General features: G+C 65.8%; 19 protein-coding genes and 2 pseudogenes. 9 read left to right on the top strand and 12 right to left on the bottom strand.

The annotated features are described in order from the left end of the window. Positions 1–98 precede the first annotated feature (98 nt). Positions 99–653, bottom strand: a pseudogene (locus tag LPH33_RS20435) (MerR family transcriptional regulator); the annotation flags it as partial. A gap of 54 nt (positions 654–707) precedes the next feature. Between LPH33_RS20435 and LPH33_RS20430 the strand changes: the two are divergent. Continuing rightward, positions 708–1,187: a DUF6194 family protein gene (locus LPH33_RS20430; protein ID WP_229565701.1), complete on the top strand. Its 480-nt coding sequence runs from the start codon at positions 708–710 to the stop codon at positions 1,185–1,187. Between the two features lie 218 nt (positions 1,188–1,405). Here LPH33_RS20430 and LPH33_RS20425 read toward each other — a convergent pair whose 3' ends face one another. Further along, positions 1,406–2,278 (bottom strand): alpha/beta fold hydrolase, encoded by an 873-nt coding sequence (locus LPH33_RS20425; RefSeq protein WP_229565700.1) that lies wholly within the window; start codon positions 2,276–2,278, stop codon positions 1,406–1,408. A gap of 409 nt (positions 2,279–2,687) precedes the next feature. On the opposite strand from LPH33_RS20425, the pseudogene LPH33_RS20420 reads away from it, so the two are divergent. Continuing rightward, positions 2,688–2,873, top strand: a pseudogene (locus LPH33_RS20420) (PaaI family thioesterase); the annotation flags it as partial. Positions 2,874–2,917: 44 nt separating this feature from the next. Further along, positions 2,918–3,205 carry a hypothetical protein gene (locus tag LPH33_RS20415; RefSeq protein ID WP_219129463.1) on the top strand — a complete coding sequence of 96 codons (288 nt, stop codon included), beginning with the start codon at positions 2,918–2,920 and terminating at the stop codon, positions 3,203–3,205. 249 nt (positions 3,206–3,454) lie between these two features. Here LPH33_RS20415 and LPH33_RS20410 read toward each other — a convergent pair whose 3' ends face one another. From LPH33_RS20410 to LPH33_RS20395, 4 genes are read right to left on the bottom strand one after another with little or no spacing between them, the layout of a single operon-like run. Continuing rightward, on the bottom strand, positions 3,455–4,252 hold the full coding sequence (locus LPH33_RS20410; RefSeq protein ID WP_229565699.1) for an enoyl-CoA hydratase: 798 nt from the start codon (positions 4,250–4,252) through the stop codon (positions 3,455–3,457). 41 nt (positions 4,253–4,293) lie between these two features. Further along, on the bottom strand, positions 4,294–5,763 hold the full coding sequence (locus tag LPH33_RS20405; RefSeq protein ID WP_229565698.1) for a CotH kinase family protein: 1,470 nt from the start codon (positions 5,761–5,763) through the stop codon (positions 4,294–4,296). Beyond that, positions 5,763–6,440: a DUF4956 domain-containing protein gene (locus LPH33_RS20400; protein WP_006553093.1), complete on the bottom strand. Its 678-nt coding sequence runs from the start codon at positions 6,438–6,440 to the stop codon at positions 5,763–5,765. Before LPH33_RS20400 ends, LPH33_RS20405 begins: the two co-directional genes overlap by 1 nt. Positions 6,441–6,468: 28 nt before the next feature. After that, positions 6,469–7,311, bottom strand: a complete 843-nt coding sequence (locus LPH33_RS20395; protein WP_019290963.1) for a polyphosphate polymerase domain-containing protein — start codon at positions 7,309–7,311, stop codon at positions 6,469–6,471. Positions 7,312–7,444: 133 nt separating this feature from the next. Here LPH33_RS20395 and LPH33_RS20390 point away from each other — a divergent pair, with 133 nt between their 5' ends. The 4 genes from LPH33_RS20390 (at position 7,445) to LPH33_RS20375 (ending at position 11,197) form a co-directional block, all read left to right on the top strand. Next, the gene (locus tag LPH33_RS20390; RefSeq protein ID WP_024101966.1) at positions 7,445–8,152 is read left to right on the top strand and encodes a response regulator transcription factor; all 708 of its coding nucleotides are present in this window, start codon (positions 7,445–7,447) and stop codon (positions 8,150–8,152) included. Further along, complete coding sequence (locus LPH33_RS20385; RefSeq protein WP_229565697.1) at positions 8,149–9,555, top strand: sensor histidine kinase; 1,407 nt, start codon at positions 8,149–8,151, stop codon at positions 9,553–9,555. The genes LPH33_RS20390 and LPH33_RS20385 overlap by 4 nt, the downstream gene beginning before the upstream one ends. 176 nt (positions 9,556–9,731) lie before the next feature. Continuing rightward, positions 9,732–10,001 (top strand): hypothetical protein, encoded by a 270-nt coding sequence (locus LPH33_RS20380; RefSeq protein ID WP_194699532.1) that lies wholly within the window; start codon positions 9,732–9,734, stop codon positions 9,999–10,001. Between the two features lie 59 nt (positions 10,002–10,060). Further along, entirely contained in the window at positions 10,061–11,197 is a 1,137-nt protein-coding gene (locus LPH33_RS20375) for a Rieske 2Fe-2S domain-containing protein (RefSeq protein WP_064060350.1), read from the top strand. Positions 11,198–11,233: 36 nt separating this feature from the next. Here the strand turns inward: LPH33_RS20375 and LPH33_RS20370 are convergent, their stop codons facing one another. Beyond that, positions 11,234–11,821 carry a TetR/AcrR family transcriptional regulator gene (locus LPH33_RS20370; protein WP_064060351.1) on the bottom strand — a complete coding sequence of 196 codons (588 nt, stop codon included), beginning with the start codon at positions 11,819–11,821 and terminating at the stop codon, positions 11,234–11,236. 108 nt (positions 11,822–11,929) lie between these two features. On the opposite strand from LPH33_RS20370, the gene LPH33_RS20365 reads away from it, so the two are divergent. Beyond that, positions 11,930–12,718 carry an SDR family NAD(P)-dependent oxidoreductase gene (locus LPH33_RS20365; RefSeq protein ID WP_229565696.1) on the top strand — a complete coding sequence of 263 codons (789 nt, stop codon included), beginning with the start codon at positions 11,930–11,932 and terminating at the stop codon, positions 12,716–12,718. Here LPH33_RS20365 and LPH33_RS20360 read toward each other — a convergent pair. The 4 genes from LPH33_RS20360 to LPH33_RS20345 form a co-directional block, all read right to left on the bottom strand. Further along, on the bottom strand, positions 12,700–13,482 hold the full coding sequence (locus LPH33_RS20360) for an IclR family transcriptional regulator (protein WP_064060352.1): 783 nt from the start codon (positions 13,480–13,482) through the stop codon (positions 12,700–12,702). The genes LPH33_RS20365 and LPH33_RS20360 overlap by 19 nt on opposite strands. A gap of 70 nt (positions 13,483–13,552) precedes the next feature. Further along, complete coding sequence (locus tag LPH33_RS20355; RefSeq protein ID WP_229565695.1) at positions 13,553–14,218, bottom strand: IclR family transcriptional regulator; 666 nt, start codon at positions 14,216–14,218, stop codon at positions 13,553–13,555. A 158-nt stretch (positions 14,219–14,376) separates the two neighbouring features. Further along, positions 14,377–15,288 (bottom strand): biphenyl-2,3-diol 1,2-dioxygenase, encoded by a 912-nt coding sequence (bphC, locus tag LPH33_RS20350; RefSeq protein ID WP_064060353.1) that lies wholly within the window; start codon positions 15,286–15,288, stop codon positions 14,377–14,379. Positions 15,289–15,315: 27 nt separating this feature from the next. Next, positions 15,316–16,488 carry an acyl-CoA dehydrogenase family protein gene (locus LPH33_RS20345; protein ID WP_229565694.1) on the bottom strand — a complete coding sequence of 391 codons (1,173 nt, stop codon included), beginning with the start codon at positions 16,486–16,488 and terminating at the stop codon, positions 15,316–15,318. A gap of 287 nt (positions 16,489–16,775) precedes the next feature. Here LPH33_RS20345 and LPH33_RS20340 point away from each other — a divergent pair, with 287 nt between their 5' ends. Then, on the top strand, positions 16,776–17,318 hold the full coding sequence (locus LPH33_RS20340) for a nuclear transport factor 2 family protein (protein ID WP_229565692.1): 543 nt from the start codon (positions 16,776–16,778) through the stop codon (positions 17,316–17,318). 78 nt (positions 17,319–17,396) lie between these two features. On the opposite strand, the gene LPH33_RS20335 is transcribed toward LPH33_RS20340, so the two are convergent. Next, positions 17,397–18,761, bottom strand: coding sequence for an MFS transporter (locus LPH33_RS20335; protein ID WP_229565691.1), 1,365 nt, complete (start codon positions 18,759–18,761; stop codon positions 17,397–17,399). Positions 18,762–18,791 lie beyond the last annotated feature (30 nt).

The raw sequence follows: 18,791 nt of genomic DNA, 5'->3' as shown, positions 1-18,791 counted from the left end.
AGCAACGTTTCGGACTGCACTGCGATGGTGTGCAGGCGCTCATGGAGTGCGTCCCTAGCAGTATCGGTGTCATTGTCGGTTCCGATCGCTGCCATCACCGCCCGGACCGCCGGGATGCGGTAGCCACCCGCGCGTAGTGCGGCAACGATCCGCGCATCCCGCGCCGCGGCGGGGGAGTAGCACCGCGCAGCGTTACGGTCGATCCGTTCGGGCGCGACCAATCCCTCCTTCTCCCAGAACCTCAGGGTGGACGATCGCACTCCGATGGCGTTCGCCAGCTCGGTGATGCTCATGGCGTCGCCGGGTAGTGGAGGCGCGTCGTGGGCGGCCTCGTCGACGATGGTGTCGAGTGCGCGGAGCGCGGTGAGACTCTCGGCGCGTGCCCGCGCGAGCCCACTGTGGAGTTCGACGACACGGGCGAGTGCCTCGTCGTAGGGGAGGACCTGCACATCGTGCATGACCCTGCGCGCCTCGACGGGACCCACCGCGACAGCCAGTGCGCGGTACGCGCGCAGGGCCGTGACGTGTTCGGGACCGAATCTGCGATAGCTGTTGGGCATTCGTACGGCGGAAGGAATCACTCCGAGGCGTTCGAGATCGCGCACCTGCTGCACGGAGTATCCGGTGGCTGCGGCCAGGCGCCCCGTCGTCATCGTGTGCTCCACTGCTCGAACCCTCCATAAGCACTTCGAGGTGACACTCGAAGTATGACCATGGAACAGATCCTCGCGCAGATCAGAAGCTTCAGCGGTGTCCTCGAGCTCGCACCACAGGATGGGAGTGGGCTCCCCGAGATTTCGTGGGGCGACCATTTCTTCTACTACGCCCCGGACGGCGAGATCCCGCACAATCGGCAGCCCTACGCGACGATCGTGACGAAGAACTATCCGAACGATGGGGATTCACGCCTCGACGAGCCGGGCCGATGGCGCATGAACGTGCATGCGGGGACGCAGCTGTTCACCGAGTTGCTCGGCTACCCACCCCGGTCCGTCGACCCCTCGACGATCGACTTCGCCGAGGCCGACGTCTTCATCCCTCATCCGCTCTACGGCTCACTGGGATGGGTCGCGGTCGTCGAACCCGGCGATCGGACCACGCCGCGTCTGCTCGAAGTGCTGCGCGACGCCCACCTGGCCGATCGGCGCCGACTCGAATGCAGGAGCGCGCTGCGCGACACGGAGTGATCGTGCGAACAAGCTTCTGCTGTCACCCATCCCTGTTGTGAGCACTCTCGAAGAACGACATCACGGTGACGACTCCGATGCCGACGTACCCGCTCTTCGGGATGTAGACGAAGACGCGGCCACGGCGCGCGGCACCATCGCTCCGACCACGGGTTCGTCTAGGTCGCGCACCGAATACCAGGGCTGGGTGTAGCCCATGAACTCGACGATCGGACGGATTACACGCGGCTCGGTTGGAGCACGTCGCGGAGCGCGGCGGCGAAAGCTCCAGGATCGCCGGGCATACCCTCTGAGGCACCCATGAAGCCACCGTGATCGCCGGGGAACAGCGTCGGAGTTGTGCCGAGCCGGTCGGCGAGCGCTGCCGAGGCGCGGCCGCACAGCTGGCGTACCGACTCGCGACCACCTGCGACGACGATGCGCGTGGACGCGTTCGCGAGAGCGTCGAGATCGGGGTGGTAGCCCGTGCACGACATCCAGTTCTGACCCAGCAGCACGTCGTCGCGGGTCCCGTCGTCCTCGCTGGGCAGTCCGAAGTCGGACGGGCTCGGAGCGGGCCGGTCGAGATAGTCGGAGGTCAGTTCACCTTCGTAGCCGACCAGGGCGATGAACTTCGCCATGGCCGGTCCGAGGCCGCTGCGCTGATAGGTGTCGCGGATGTCGTCGCGCACCGCCTCGGCCCTGATGCGATCGGGCAGCAGCTCGACGATCGGCGGTTCGTGCGCGACCAGCGTGCGCACCTGCTCGGGATGGCGCGAGACGAGTTCGAGCGCGTTGACCGCGCCGCCGCTGCTGGCGAAGACGTCGACGGGACCGAGATCGAGTTCGACGAGGATCCGGTGCAGGTCGTCGGCGTGCAGAGCGGGAGTGGACTGCATCGACGTGTCGGTGCGCGTACCGCGGCCCGTGCCGCGCGGGTCGTAGGTGATCACCGTCCGGTCGTCGAAGAAGGAGGCGAGGCTCGTGAAGTCGCTCGCGTCCATCGGGGATCCGGCGAGCAGCAGCGAGGTGGCGTCGCCGGGGACGGTGCGGACGTCGTAGACGAGAGTCGCGCCAGGGACGTCGATCGAGTGGGTGACGAATTCGGGCATGTCGGCTCCTTCTGGGGTCGGTGACCATACCGACCCGCGCCGCCCGAGAAATTCATCGCACATACGACCGCGTCCGCACCCATGACGGATGCGGACGCGGTGTGCGCTGGCTCAGTGGGCGATGCCCGGTTTCGCAGGCAGTCCGCCGAGGAGCGCAAGAGATCCGAAGTGCATATGTGTTCCTCCTGTCGTTCGGTTATCCGGACTGCGTCCGCACCGGGACGCTGACCGAGGAGTACCCGCCGCCTCGGTGCGAAACACTGCCGCGGACCGAAAATTCACTTCGTTATGTTTTCGTGCCCTCGGGGAGTTTTCGCGCGGTCGGACCCGGCCGAGTCTGCGACTCGCTCGGCCGCAGCGGACCGTGGCCGTGGGCGCATTGCACGACCGCTTCGACCGAAGCGCCACAGTCGGCGTCGACAACTCGACCGACTTCCTGCGTTCGACGACGGGATGCCGCGCGTCGGTCACGGCAGAACCGTTGCAGCAGGGGAGGGCTCAGCAACTGTGGCTGGTGATCATCACCGACACCACGACCGGCAAGGTCCTCGCTCGCGGTCAGCTGCGACTGCAGAACGTTCCGTTGCCGGAGTAGTGGCTTGCGCGCATCGGTGTCGGGAATCCGTATTCATGGCAAGCATGGAACCGTTTCTCCCGATCAAGCACACCGGCTCCAACGAGATCGACGCGGCCGATCCCGGTCAGGGCGCGCCGGCTACAGATCCCGGACCCGTCCCGGGTGAGGACGTCGACCCTGAGATGGCGCAGCGCGAGAAGGACGAACTCGAGAAGAAGATGTCCGAAAAGTGTGACGAGGAAACAGTTTTCCGGACTCCGGAAGTGGATCCGTCCGAATGGACCGAACCGCGCCCGCACGCAGGGGGTGGTGCGGGCGCGGAGTCGATCGGTCCGGCTGTCAGAGAATGATGCCGAGGGCGGCGAGCAGTCCACCGAGGGTCAGTGCGAGAGATCCGAGCAGCATAGGAATACCTCCATGTTGTTGTGGATGGGCACGTCCGCGAACGGGCGCGGGAAGTGAATGGATCCGCAAGATCAATTCACTTCCGTCCCATACTTCGCGAAGGCCTCAAAGCCTGTTACCTGCCGTCACTAGTTGTTATATTTCTGTGATAAAAGTGTCCGATTAGACCGAAATGCCCTTTGATCATGGGCGTTTCAGGACTTGGGATTCACGACGTTCTGGGACTTTCCGCGTTCGATCACCGCAGCCCGTCGCTCGGCGACCCGCGACGGCGAGAACTCCCGCATCCACTCTTCCGAGGTCTGCTGCTCAACCCGTAGGGCCGGTTCGACGACATGCTCCTCGGCCTGACGGTACGACGCGAGCAACGCCCGCATACCGGATTGGTCGTTGCCGGCGATCGTCCGCGCGACCTCCACGGCCGTGCCGAGCAGTTCGTCATGCGCGACGACCTGCGTCACCAGACCCGCACGCAGCGCCTCCTCGGCACCCACGAAGTTGCCGGACAGGCTCATGCGACGCGCGAAGCCCGGACCCACCGCCGCGGGCAGGCGCTGGGTGAGTCCCCAACCCGGCAGGACGCCGACTCGCGCGTGGGTGTCGGCGAAGCGGGCGCGCTCGGACGCGATGAGGAAGTCGCACGCGAGTGCCATTTCGAGACCACCGGTGATGGCGGCGCCGTTCACCGCGCCGATGATCGGCTTGGAGATGGGCTTCCACGGATGACCGACGGGGAGGTCGGCGCCGGACACCAGCGACAGGTTGCCTCCACCTTCCCCGAGTTCCTGCAGGTCGAGTCCGGCGCAGAAGGCCGGGTCGGTGCCGGTAAGGACCACGACGTTCGTCTCGTCGTCCGCCTCCGCTGCAGCGATCTCGGTGCGCAGGGCATCGATGAGCGCCGAGCTCAGCGCATTCCGCGCCTCCGGGCGGTTGAAGGTGAGAATGCGGACGGAATCGCGCTGCTCGACGAGCAGGATTTCTTCGGAAGTCATGGGCCCGACAGTATCCGTAACTTCGGTGGATCCGACCTCGCTCAGCGGGGCTGAATCCACTGAACTTGTGCCTGCGTACGTTCCCCGATCCAGGAGCGCATCGAGTCGACGCTCTCCTGCAGCGCCTCGGCAGTGAGGCCGTCGGAGGTCGGCACCGACGCCGCCACCGCGTCGAGCACCTTGAGTGCCAGACCGTTGCCGTAGATCTGTTCGGACAGCTCCTGATATACCCGGTGGTAGATCTCCGTGAAGGCGTCGGAGTCGAGGAAACGGGTCTTCAAGGTATTGCCGCCGCCTGGTCCGCGACTCTCGCCTCCAGGCATTCCAGGTGGCATGGCCTGAGGCATCCCCTCCGGTGGCGCGGCGCCCACCATGCCCTGCGGGCGACCGCCCTGTCCCATGCCGCCCATCATGGAGATGGAGTCGTCCGGGCCGGCGGAAGTATCACCCTGCATGGCCATGTTCAGATCCCACGAGACCACCGAGAGCTTCTTCGTGTCGAGGTCGTACCAGAGGTAGTAGTTCTGACCGGGTCCGGCCATGTCGTCGAAGTTGACGAGCAGGTTCTGTGTGGCGACGTACCGAGCGAAGGACTCGACGTCGACCCAGTCGGCGAGGTGCGCGTCGAATTCTGCGTCGTCGGCCGAGTCCATCCACTTCAGGAAGCTGATGATGGGTTGCAGCGTCCCGGAGTCGGCGGCATTGATCTCCTCGAACTGGTCGGCGTAGTCCGACTGGTCGTCGCCGACGTACTCGAACCGCGACGACGCATCGGCCTTGTAGAGATAGCCGGGGGAGTCGAACAGCGAGTTGGCGTACTGCTCATCGGGATGCTCGAGCACCAGTCGTGTCGCGGTGGCGCTGTCGTCGACCGAGTACACCGTGTACGCGTACCGCTGGGTCGGTTGATCGGTCTCGGCGGTGAGCGACAACGCCATCGCCTCGTTGATCACCGGCGAGCCGGGCCGCACCGACAGTTCTGTCATGCCCTGATACGCGCGACCGTCGACGTACTCGTCGAAACGGATCAGCAAGGGCAACGAGGTCGGATCCTCCGGATCCACCTGAACCGTGCCCTCCATCCCGGGCGGGCCTTGCGCCTGATCGAAACCCTCGCCCTGCAGGCCGCGCAGCGTCGAGTTGCCCTTCAGGCGCACACCCACGTCGTCGATGTGGGTGCCGTCGATGACCACATCGGCGACCACCCACTCCTTGTCGCCGTCCTTCTCGTATGCGGAGATCATGTCGTCGTACTCGGCGTCGCCGATCTCGAGCGACAACTCGTGTGTGGCGGAGGTGTCGAACAGATCGACTGTGCCGGCGACGTTCTCGGTGATCTCCGAGGAGATGATCGTCGGGTCGCCTGTGATGTAGGGCCGCACGCGTGTCGCTCCGAAGGCCGTGGCCACGATCGCGACGAACGCGATGAACGCCACCGGCAGTTTCCAGTGCCGCCGCAGCGAGGTCGGTATCCGGTGCCGCAGACGGCGCCGCGGGGTGGGTGCAGTCATCACAGGTCGGTCTGGTCGTATCCGGTCAGGACGCTCACCCGCTGGCCGGCATTGACGGCGCTCAGTGCCGCGATCAGGTCGTTCGAGCTCGTGCCCTTCTTCAGCTGCGCCGTGTAGTACAGCTCCACCAGAGCGCCGGCGCGGACGGATTCGGTGGACACCAACTCGTATTCACTGCAGTGCTTGATGAGAATGTCCTCGACGGTGCTGGTGTAGGCCGGCTCCGGCGGCACCTGCACCTTGACCACCTGACGCTGCACGTCGAGCGTGAACCAGTTGAACTTGTTCATGATCAGCAGTACGAGGCAGATCGCGACGGTCGCTGCGATGGCGAGCACGTAGAAGCGGGTACCGGTGGTCATGCCGATGGCCATCACCAGGAAGATGAACCCGACATCGCGAGTTTCTTTGATGGCGTTGCGGAATCGCACCACCGAGAGCGCGCCGACGAGAGCGAACGCCCGGGCGATGTTCGATCCGACCACCAGCATGATGAGCGCGATGACCATGCCGACCAGCACCAGCGTCTGCACGTAGGACTGGCTGTAGGAGACGTTCTTGTGCGTGTAGCGGTAGACCCACGCAATGACGCTCGACAGCACGAACGACAACGCCAGCGACACCACGATGTCGAAGGTCGTGAACGTGCCACTGAGATCTTGGAAATCGAAGTTCATATCCGTCCTTGTTTCGGAGAAGGGAAGGTCAGCGAGCCGGAATCGGTTCGGTGGACAGAAGATCGGTGGGTACCCGCGCGTCGGAGCCGTCCGGCGACACCAGTTCCGGTGCACCGAAACGGGACCGGGGTGCGAGCCCGAACGCCTCGACCGACTGGCAGTACTTCGACACCCGGATCACCGACATGTCCAGCCGGGCCGTCAAATCGGTCGCCCAGTAGGGCACCCGCTCGTTGGCCTTGAGCTCTACGACGGCCAGCTTCGGCGGGATGATGAAGCGGTTCTCTGCGCCGGACGCGAAGTGGAAGTCGCGGTCGCGGCCGTGCACCTTGTGGTCGATCGTCACGCGCAGGCCGAGGTCGGCGTCGCGTCCGACGAACGCCTCGCGCAGATAGCCGGTGGTCACGATCGGTCGCAGATCCAGATTCCCCACGAGACCGGAGACCTCGTCGACGAACGGCCGCTGCGAGTCGTCGCACTCGATGTCCTCGCGTCCGTTCAGCCATCGCAGGGCGACGCCGTACGGGAGGGCAGTGCGACGCTTCTGGGTCACCCGGTTGACGCGCTGCTTGATCTCGACCTGCACGGGAGAGTCGTCGGTGCATGCGGCCGGGTCGCCGTACAGCCGCATGCGTACCTTGCGGCGGAACTTCAAGCCTTCGATCTTCTCCCAGTAGAACCGCAGATCCGGGGTGTCGTAGTACAGCGACGTCACCGGATAGCCCCCGTGTGGGGAGTACGGATCGGTGTCCATCCGGGCGGCGAGCTCGCGCCGTAGTTCGGGCACCTTCATCTCGTCGACGAAATACTTGATCTCGTACCGGTTGAACGCGTGCAGTCTGCTCGCGGTCTGCTGATAGCCGTTGTTCACCCCCACATCACACACTCGTGATCTCGAGGTTCCGTGGAGTTCTCCTGGCAACTTCCTGACAATCGGAAAGCTCACAGGAACCTGCCAGGAAATCTCGAGCGCGGTGCCAGCCCTACCCGCGACAATCGAAGTCGTGACCGACCGGATTCCCGAAGCGCGCGTGCTCGTCGTCGACGACGAGCCGAGCATCGTCGAACTGCTGTCCGTGAGCCTGAAGTTCCAGGGCTTCGAGGTGGAGACCGCGAGCAACGGCGCCGAAGGACTGGACAAGGCGCGACGCTTCCGGCCCGACGCAGTGATCCTCGACGTGATGATGCCCGGGATGGACGGCATGGGCCTGCTGCGCCGCCTGCGCGCCGACGGCATCGACGCGCCCGTGCTGTTCCTGACCGCGAAAGACGCGGTGGAGGACAAGGTCGCGGGCCTGACGCTCGGCGCCGACGACTACGTCACCAAACCGTTCAGCCTCGAAGAGGTCATCGCCCGGCTGCGCACGATCCTGCGCCGCGCCGGCAAGGTGTCCGAGACCGAACGCAGCTCCCGCATCACCTTCGCCGACCTCGAACTCGACGAAGACACCCACGAGGTGTTCAAGGCCGGCAAGCCCGTGTCGCTGTCGCCGACCGAGTTCACGCTGCTGCGGTACTTCATGCTCAACGCCGGGACGGTGCTGAGCAAACCCCGCATCCTCGAGCACGTGTGGAACTACGACTTCGGCGGTGAGGTCGGGGTTGTCGAGTCGTACGTGTCGTATCTGCGACGCAAGGTGGACATCGGCGACGTCCCTCTCATCCACACCGTTCGCGGGGTGGGCTACGTGATGCGGGAACCCCGCACATGAACCGGCTGCGGGCGCTGCCACTCCGTTGGACGCTGGTGGCCGCCCTGGTGCTCCTGGCCGGCATCGGTCTGCTCGCGTCGGGTGTTGCCGTCACCTCGGCTCTGCAGAACTCTCTGCTGTCGCGCGTCGACCGGGACCTCGAGGAGGCCGCACGGACCTGGGCGCGACCCGACAAGCCGCCACCGACGCCACCGCTGGACACCCCCACCTCCCGGCGACCACCGAGCCCCTTCTACGTGCAGGTCGTCGACGCCGACGGACAAGTGCTGTTCGTCGTCAACGACGAGTCGACCGCACCCGATGTGCCTGAGGAACCGACGGGCAGGCCCGTCACCGTCGGATCCGTGGGCGACGACGGTCCGCACTGGCGGGTGATGAGCACCGAGAACACGTCGGGTGTCGTGACCACGGTCGGGATGAGCCTGGCCGAGTCCGAGGAGACGGTGGACAGACTCGTCGTGCTGCAGACGGTGATCGGTGCCGTCGTGCTGGTCGTGCTGGCGGTGGGCGGCGGTGTCGTCGTGCGTATGAGCCTGCGTCCGCTCGACGAGGTCGAGCGCACCGCCGCCGCGATCGCTGAAGGCGACCTCAGCGAGCGGGTGCCCGAGGGCGATCCCCGAACCGAGATCGGCCGGTTGTCGGTGACCTTCAACGCGATGCTCGGCAGGATCGAATCAGCCTTCGCAGCAACCGCAGCATCCGAGGAGTCGGCGCGACGCTCGGAGGAGAAGATGCGTCGCTTCGTCGCCGATGCCAGCCACGAACTCCGAACTCCGCTCACCACCATCCGCGGTTTCGCCGAGTTGTACCGGCAGGGCGCGAGTACCGACACCGTCATGCTCATGGACCGCATCGAACGCGAGGCCCGCCGTATGGGTCTGCTCGTCGAAGACCTGCTGATGCTTGCGCGACTCGACGAACAACGTCCGCTCGACCGTTCCCCGGTGGATCTGCTCGCGGTCGCCGCCGACGCGGTGCACAACGCGCGCGCCGTCGCACCTGAACGGACCATTACCCTCGACATCATCGACGGCCCAGGCACTCCCGAGGTTCTCGGCGACGACGCCCGTCTGCGTCAGGTGTTGAGCAATCTCGTCACAAACGCCCTGACCCACACCCCACCAGACGCCGATGTCACGGTGCGGGTGGGTACCTCGGACTCCGATGCGATCTTGGAAGTCGCCGACACCGGCCCCGGTCTCGATCCCGACGACCGCGAGCGCGTCTTCGAACGCTTCTACCGCGCCGACGCCTCCCGCACCCGCGCGTCGGGTGGGAGTGGTCTGGGCCTGTCGATCGTCGCTGCGCTGGTCGCGGCGCACGGCGGGAAGGTGGAGGTGGAGTCCGAGAAAGGTGTCGGCTCTACCTTCCGTGTACGCATCCCCCGCCTCACCCCAAGCTGACGCGCTGAAACGAAGCTCGCCCCTGCAACACGCCGAGCGAGCCCCGTTTCACCGCGCGACGAGAAGTCGCCGGGCGTTCGATAGAACTTCGTTTGTCCCGCTGGGCTGAAAAGCTGTGTCGCCGCACACATCGCGGTTCCTAGTCTCGGCTCATCCGAGGAAGGGAACCGGCAACAATGCAGTCGCTCGCCTGTCACACCTGCGGCGCTCGCGTGCTCGTCGCGAAGTACAGCCCAGCTCATACCAGCATCCAATGGTCCGACGAGGCCCGGCAGTCGTGCCGAGAGATCGCCACCGCGGGTCCGGGTGCCTACGTGATGCGGTGCGAGGCGCTCGATCGCGCCGTGGACGAGGCGGTGGCCGACGGTGTGATCCGGACCGGGAACCGGATCGATCCTGCGATCGCTCCTCTCGCTTCCACGGAGACGGTCGCCCCGGCCCGGTGACCGTCGTTCGCGTTCGACCCTCGTCAGCCCCTTCACCTCTCGTCAGCGCAGGAGAAAACATGACCGTCCCTCAGGAGCGGATCGAGATCCGCAACATCGATCCAGGTACCAACCCCACCCGTTTCGCACGCGGATGGCATTGCATCGGCCTCGCGAAGGACTTCCGCGACGGAAAGCCGCACCAGGTCAAGGTGTTCGGCACCGACCTGGTGGTCTTCGCCGACACGGCCGGAAAGTTGCACGTGCTCGACGCCTTCTGTCGGCACATGGGCGGGAACCTCGCGCGCGGTGAGATCAAGGGCGACACCATCGCCTGTCCGTTCCACGACTGGCGCTGGAACGGACAGGGCCGTTGCGAGGCCGTGCCGTACGCGCGGCGTACCCCGAAGCTCGGCCGCACCAAAGCATGGACGACGATGGAGCGCAACGGTGTTCTGTTCGTCTGGCACTGCCCGCAGGGTAGTGAGCCCACTCCCGAACTCGCGATCCCCGAGATCGAGGGCTACGAGGACGGTCAGTGGAGCGACTGGACGTGGACGACCATCCACGTCGAGGGGTCGCACTGCCGGGAGATCGTCGACAACGTCGTCGACATGGCGCACTTCTTCTATGTGCACTTCCAGATGCCCGAGTACTTCAAGAACGTCTTCGACGGGCACATCGCCGGCCAGCACATGCGCTCCTACGGGCGCGACGACATCAAGACCGGTGTGCAGATGGATCTGCCGGAGGCGCAGACCATCTCGGATGCTTTCTACTACGGTCCGTCCTTCATGCTCGATACGATCTACACGGTCTCCGAAGGCACGACCATCGAGTCGAAGCTGATCAACTGCCACTACCCGGTCACGAACAACTCGTTCGTGCTGCAGTTCGGCACGATCGTCAAGAAGATCGAGGGCATGTCCGAGGAGCAGGCCGCCGAGATGGCGACGATGTTCACCGACGGTCTCGAGGAGCAGTTCGCCCAGGACATCGAGATCTGGAAGCACAAGTCCCGCATCGAGAATCCGCTCCTCACCGAGGAGGACGGTCCGGTCTACCAGCTGCGTCGCTGGTACAACCAGTTCTACGTCGACCTCGAGGACGTCACGCCGGACATGACGCAGCGTTTCGAGTTCGAGGTGGACACCTCCCGTGCGCTCGAGTCGTGGCACAAGGAGGTCGAGGGGAACCTCGCAGGTTCGGCGGAGTGATCCGATGATCCGTCCCGCCGCACCCGGCGGGACGGATCACTCGTCGCGTCGGCGGAACCCGTCGACGAACAACGACACGATGGTGCGCGAGAGATCGGCGAGGGTGCGGTCCGGTCCGGGCCGGTACCAGCGGGAGGCGTGCCAGACCGCGTCGTAGATAAGTTCCCGGAACGTCTCGGGATCGATGTCGGTACGGAAGACGCCTTCGGCGATGCCGTCGCGGATGGCCTCTCGCCACGCGACCTGCATGGCGTCGGCCGAGGAGACCATGTCGGCCTCGACGACGCGCTCGCGCATGTACTCGCCTTCGCGTCGCCAGATGGAGGTCGCGCCGTGATAGTCCTCGGAGGTCTCCAGCGCGATCTGTGTGAAGGCCTCGAGTCGCTCGACCGGCGGTAGCGACCGAGCGAGCACCTCGCGGCATCGTTCGTTGAGGTCGGTGATGTATTCGCGAATGAGCTCGGTGACGATCGCTTCCTTGGATGGGAAGTAGTGGTAGAGCGCTCCGGAGTAGACACCGACCGCGTCGGCGATTTCGCGGATGGTTGTGGCGGTGACCCCCTTGCGGGCGAAGATCTCCGCCGACCGGTCGAGTATCTGCCGCTTTCGCTCCTGCGGGTCCACCGTTGTCCTCTCGTAAGGCCCGTACAGGCCTGGTTCGGACCGTATTCTGCCACACCCATTGATCAACCGATCAATGGGTTGATGTCTTTCATGTCTTCAGGAGTGTGCATGGCCGTGTCCCGGATGGACCCGATCGTTCCCGCTATGCCGCTGGCAGGTGCCACAGCTCTCGTGACCGGCGCGGGTCAGGGTATCGGGAGGGGGATTGCGCTCGCGCTCGCCGCCGCCGGAGCCTCGGTTGCCGTGGTGGGTCGTACCGCAACGACGATCGGCGCCACTGTGGTCGAGATCGAAGCTCGGGGTGGTCGTGCGGTGCCGTACGTGTGCGACGTAACCGACCCGGCAGCGGTGGATGCGACCGTCGCCGAGGTGGTTACACAGTTCGGTGGACTCACAATCCTGGTCAACAACGCGCAAACACCCGCTCCGGGAACGCTGCTGGAACTCGCCGAAGCCGTGTACCGCGACGGTATGGAGTCCGGTCCGACCGCCACTTGGCGGATGATGCGGGCCTGTCATCCGTACCTGCGTGGCGGTGGATCGATCGTCAATCTCGGGTCGGCGGCCGGCATCCGGTGGAACCCCTCCGGTACGGGCGGATACGCCGCTGCGAAGGAAGCGATCCGGGTTCTCACCCGCACCGCCGCCTGTGAGTGGGCGGCGGACGGCATCCGCGTCAATTCGATTCTGCCGCTCGCCGATTCGGTAGCCATGCAGGAGTGGGCGGAACGCGAGCCGGAAGAAGCGGCCGCGTACGCGAGTTCGATTCCGCTCGGTCGACTCGGCGATCCCGAAACCGACATCGGGCCCGCCGTCGTCTTCCTGTGCAGTGAGGCCGCCCGCTACATCACGGGCCACTCACTCCCGGTGGACGGTGGTCAGGCGTTGGTGCGCTGACCCACCGATCGACCGAGATGTGGCCGAGAATCGCTCGGGGACAGGGCGCGCCACACCGCCCGCGCCGCGAGCCGGACCGGGGTGGCCAGGCCGACGGTGTCGACGGTGTCGACGTGACCTGTCACGGACAGTGCTCCCACGCATATCTGCCCGTTTCCGATCGGCGCCGCCACGCACGCGACACCCGGTGCCGATTCCTCGCGCTCGTGTGCGACGTGCCGTTCGCGAATGCGTGCGATCTCGTTGCGGGGCAGCAGATTCTCAGCCCTCGGAGCAGCGGGGTGCGTGCATCCTGTTGCAGGAGGAGAGGCGTGTAGTCGGGTGTGGGCCAGAAGGGCTTTTCCGAGTGCGGTGCGATGTGCCGGCTGCCGTCCGCCGATGCGCGAAGGGAGCACGAGGGGTCCACGTCCGATCTTGTCGACGTAGCGCACGTCGCCCCCGTCGAGGACGGCCAGATGCACGACGAGACCCGTCGCCGAATGCAGGTCGTGCAGGACGGGATGGGCTGCTCGGTGCAGGCGGTCGTGGTTCCGCGCCAACGCGCCCCATTCGAGGGGTGTGCGTCCGAGAGCGTAGGTCTTACCGCGCTTGCTCACCCAGCCGTGCTCGATGAGCTGGGTGAGCAAGCGATGGGTGGACGAGCGTGGCAGACCCGTGCGAGTCGAGAGCTCGGAGAGGGTGAGCCGATTGCCGGTGTGGAACTCGTCCAGCAGTCCGGCCACGCGGGCGATGAAGGCGTTGGAGAACTCGTCGTCGAGTGTCATAGGATCCTCGCAATGCATCGAGATCATCGACTGATCGATTGATCAGCAGATCGGTTGACGGGGTGTGGCGTCACGCGGTCAAAGTCGTCTCCAGATGGTCGGCTGCCCGACGCAACCGCCGGACCGCGTCCTCCCTGCTCGCCTCGACCGGGCCGGCCAGCGACAGCGCGGCGATCTCGCCGTCGCCCGCAGCGAAGGCGGCGACGGCGTGCCGGAAGCACTCGCCCCCGTGTACGACACCGCCGACGATCGAGTGCCCGTTGCTGCCCGTCAGGGCGGGGTGGGATCCGTCGCGTCGGGCCAGCAGTGCCAGGCCGGCGACAGTGTCCTCGGCAGGGCGCCGCTGGCCCGCCCACGTGCTGTCGGTGACCTGCGCGCCACTCACTTTCTCCAGGTAGACGACCTGATCGTTGTCGAGGACGGTCAGGTGGACGGCCAGTCCGGTCTCGCGGTGCAGCGCGTACATCGAGCGGAGAGCGGCGCTGTGGATGCGGTCGTGTGCCTGCGCGAGGGCGCCTAGCTCGACGATCTTCGGGCCGAGGTGATAGGTGGTGCCGCTGCGACGCATCCACCCGACCCGCACGAGTTGGAGAAGCATCCGATGAGCGGACGAACGGGGGAAGCCTGTCCGTCGGCACAGCTCGGTGAGGGTGAGGCCGTCCGTGTCGCGGAACGGTTCGAGCAGCAGGTCGAGGCGGTCCATGACGGATGTGGGGGTGGGGAGGACTTCGGGCATGGTCTTCTCCGTGGCATGTTCGTTGATTGATCGACCGATCAATGAGTAGCTACGACTGTAGCGCCACTCGGAGCTTCCCGAAAGAACGAATTTCAGGAACAACGAAAATGCACCGCGACCGGAAGTCGCGGTGCATTCGTCGGACGGACCGAGGGGTGTCAGGCAGTGGGTGGCAGGAACGCCTTCAGCGGCTCGGATCCCGACTGGTCGTGGCCCCAGTACGCGTCCGCGGTGATCTCCTCGGACGTGTAGTGACGCTCGTCGACGAGCATGCCCTCGGTGCCGAACTCCAGGTCCCAGCCTCCGGGTGCACGAACGTAGAACGAGATCATCTTGTCGTTGGTGTGCCGGCCGAGCGTCGACGAGATCGAGAAGTCGAGCTTGTTCACCCGGTCGAGCGCCTGACCGACCGCGTCGAGCGTGTCGACCTCGGTCATCAGGTGCACCAGTCCGGGCTCCTCGTTCGGCGGAGCCGGGCACAGCGCGAGGCTGTGGTGCCGCTCGTTGATGCCGAGGAATCGGACGCGCACGAGACCGTCCTCGTCGAGACGGATCGAGCCGCGCGGCAGGAAACCGAGCACCTGCGTGTAGAACTCGTACGTCTCGGCGAAGTTCGCCGTCGGCAGTACGACGTGCCCCAGGCCGAGGCCGTCGGTCACCCAGCGTCCACCGAACCGCGTCACGACCGGACTGTGGTCGAGCACCGGACCGAAGAACACCTCGAGGCGGGTTCCGGCCGGATCCTCGAACGCGATGGCGCCCTCGGCGTCGATGTAGGTTGCTTCCTTGTGCGAGAGCACCTCGACGGTGCGTCCCGACTTCTCTACGGCCTCACGCACGCGCTGGAGCGCGAACTCGTCACGCACCTCCCAGCCCACGGCCAGTGCCTTGTCGGAATGGCCGGGCAACACCTGGATGCGCGAGCGGCGCTCGTCGACGCGGGCGTAGAAGCCGTCGGCCTCGGGGCCCGTCCCCTCGGCCATGCCGAGCCCGTCGAGCAGCAGGGCGCGCCAGCGCGGCACGTCCTGGGTCTGGATGCGGAGGTAACCGAGACCTCTCAGTTCAGTCATGTCGTCGTCCTCGAATGTCGAAGGGGATCAGATCATTGCGCGGTAGGGACCCTGCGGGTCGCCGCCGAGCTGAGTGAGGGCTGCGGAGTGGTAGATCATGCCGGGCACGTGGATGGCGTGGGTCAGGCCGACGTGCGCGTCGCGCCAGAAGCGCTGCATCGGCGTCTTCAGGTGCACCGCCGCGCCACCGGCACGCGCGAAGATCTCGTCCATCGCCCGCACCGCACGCCACGCCGACGAGATCTGGGTGCGCCGGCCGATGGCGCGCTCCTCGAAGCTGATCTCCTCACCGCGGTCGGTCTTGTCCCAGAACCGGTCGACGGTCTCGAGGAGCGCGAGCCGCGACGCGGAGATCTCGGCGGCTGCCTCGCTGATCGCGAACAGGACGTACGGGTCCTCCTTGATGGGGACACCGGTGACCTGAACGCGCTCCTTCTGTGCGGCGACGTAGCAGGCCAGCGCACCCTCGGTCATGCCGATCAGCGACGAGGTGATGCCCAGCGGGAAGATGTACGAGAAGGGGAACTTGTACAGCGTCTCGTCGCGACCCGCGTGCCGCCAGCCGTTTCCGCTCAGGACGATGTCGGCGTCGATCGTGCGGTACTCGGGCAGGAACGCGTCCTTGACGATCAGATCCTTCGACCCGGTGCCGCGCAACCCGATGACGTTCCAGCTGTCCGCGTCGATCTCGTAGTCCGAGCGGGGGAGCAGCACGTGCAGGACCTGCCCGGTGCGGTTGCCGTCCTTGTCGCCGACTGCAGCGCCGATCATGACCCAACCACAGTGGTCGGTACCCGACGAGAACGACCAGCGGCCGTTGAGGATGTAACCCCCGTCGACGGGCACCGCGACACCCATCGGTGCGTACGGCGACGCCATCCACATGTCGTTGTCCTCGCCCCAGATCTCCTCCTGGGCCTTGGGGTCGAAGAAGGCGAGCTCCCACGGATGAACGCCGACGATGCCGGCGACCCAGCCCGTCGCGCCGTCGAGTGCACCGAGCGCCATGATGGTCTCGGCCGCCTCACGCGGGTGGCCTTCGAAGCCGCCGTACTCTTTCGGCTGGAAGGTGCGGATGATGCCGGAGTCACGCAGGCGCTTCGCGGTGGTGTCGGTGAGGCGCATGAGCTTGTCGCCCTCGACACCCTCGGCGCGGATCTCGTCCGCGTGCTGCATGATCCTGTCCAATACCTGACCCATGACGGTGACTCTTCCTGGGATCGGCTGCTGTGAGCCGGGACTGTGTGGGAGGGGGGTGCTCCGCGTAACGGAGTGACCTGCGCTGTGCAGGTGTGGCGTATCGAACAGTCCCAGCCCGTGATGTGATCGCGCACCGATGTTTCCGTTGAACGGGACATCCGGGCAACGCGGATGGGGTCCGCCCCCTTCGGCGGGCCGGCTGTTGTTCCGATCAGCGGGACGTTGCAGGAGATTGCGTCCGATGGCCGGTAGACAGGCCGGTGACCGCCTGCTCCGGAAGGATCGCCATGACCGAGACCACGGCCCGCCCGATCAGTGATCTGTCTGCGGCCGAACAGCTTCTCGCCATCCACGAGATCCAGCAGGTCTTCGCAGCTCGGCTGCGGGTGATGGACACCAAGCAGTGGGAGCTGTACCCCACTCTGCACACCGAGGACGTGGTGAGCGAGACGTGGGGCGGACTTCCCAGCGACAAGCAGCCCCGCACCGGTGAAGAGGCCGGTCGCGTGGTGGGTCGCGAGGCACTCACCCGCGCCATCAGCAACTTCCTCGACGGGTCCGTGTCGATCACCTCGGCGCACCACGGGCACTGTCCCGAGATCGTCCTCGAATCCGCCACCACGGCCCGCGGCATCTGGGCGATGGAGGACCAGCTGTGGTGGGACAACGACGGCGTCGAGGAGTCGCTGCACGGGTGGGGTCACTACCACGAGGAGTACCGCAAGGTCGACGGTGTCTGGCTGATCTCCTACCGCAAGCTCACGCGCCTTCGTGAGGTGCACACGCCTGGCTTCTTCAGTTTCCTGAAACGAACACCCGACCCGAGCTGACGCGCCGAAACGAGGCTCGCGCGGGCGTGTTGCCGACGCGAGCCTCGTTTCAGCGTGCCAATTCTCGATGAGGCGTGCTCAGTAGAGATCGTCGAGCTTGTCGAGATCGACACCCTTCGTCTCGCGACTGGTGGCCACGGCGATCACGGTGATCGACATGGTGATCACCAGATAGACGATGACTGCGGTGGCACTGAAGCGGTCGACCAGCCACACCGCGATGAACGGGGCAGGAGCCCCGGCGATGATCGACGAGCCCTGGAACACCAGCGACGAACCGGCGAAGCGGTACTTGGTGGGGAAGAGTTCCGTGATCCATGCGGCTTCCGGGCCGGCGAGCATGCCGTGCAGCAGCGCGCCGACGCACACACCCACACCGAGCGCGGTCATGTTCTCGGTGTGCACCAGGGAGAAGAAGATCGGCGCCCAGATGACGAGCGAGACGGCCGGGACGAGCATGGCGATCTTGCGTCCCACCCGGTCGGACCACCATCCGCCGCCGATCATTCCGAGGAACTGGCAGACCGATGCGAAGGCGACGGTGGTGACGATCGCGCCGCGGGTGTAGTCGAAATAGGTCGTGGCGTACGCGATGACGAAGATCGTGTAGACGTAGAACGCGATGTTCTCGCCCAGGCGCATGCCGAGACCGTGGAGCAGCGGGCGCGGCTTACGCAGAGCCTCGATGATGCTGGACGATTCCTTGCGGGCAGCCTTGTTCTCGGCGGACTCGGCCTTCTCCTGCGCGGCCCGGTAGACCGGCGATTCCTCGACGCCCCGACGGATCAGGAAGCCGATGACGAGCAACGGCACGGCGAGGAGGAAGGCGACGCGCCAGCCCCAGTCGTCGAATGCGTCCCCGGGGAAGACGACCGCGAGTATGCCCACCGTGACGGTGGCCAGGACGGTACCGGCCGGAGCTCCGGACTGCGGCCATGCCGCCCAGAATCCCCGGCGCTTGGGTTCGCCGTATTCGCTGACCAGGATCACTGCGGCGCCGAACTCGCCACCGAGGGCGAAGCCCTGGATCATGCGCAGGACGACCAGGGCGACGGTGGCCCAGATGCCGATCTGGCCGTAGGTGGGGAGCAGTCCGATCGCGGCGGTCGCGCCTCCCAGCATGAGGAACGTTGCAACCAGAATGGGTTTGCGTCCGAACTTGTCACCGAGATGACCGAAGACGATGCCGCCGAGAGGACGGGCGACGAACCCGAGCCCCTGTGTCGCGAGGGCCATCAACAAGGAGGCGACCGGGTTGCCGCTGGGGAAGAACAGAGGGCCGAGGACGGTCGCGGCGAGGATGCCGTAGATCGCGAAGTCGTACCACTCGAGGACGGCGCCGGCCATGCTGCCGGCCAGAACCCGTTTGAACGGCGTTCTGGTGGTCGGTGTGCCGGAGTCCGGTGGGACGGACGGCGTACCCGACTGCTCGATGGTGGTCATGTCGTGCCTTTCGGATCAGTTTCGAGGGTT

This window comes from Rhodococcus sp. RDE2 (genome assembly GCF_020885655.1).
Lineage (GTDB): Bacteria > Actinomycetota > Actinomycetes > Mycobacteriales > Mycobacteriaceae > Rhodococcus > Rhodococcus pyridinivorans.
The sequence above is the reverse complement of the archived record's forward strand: the minus strand, read 5'-3'. Positions and strand labels throughout refer to the sequence as shown.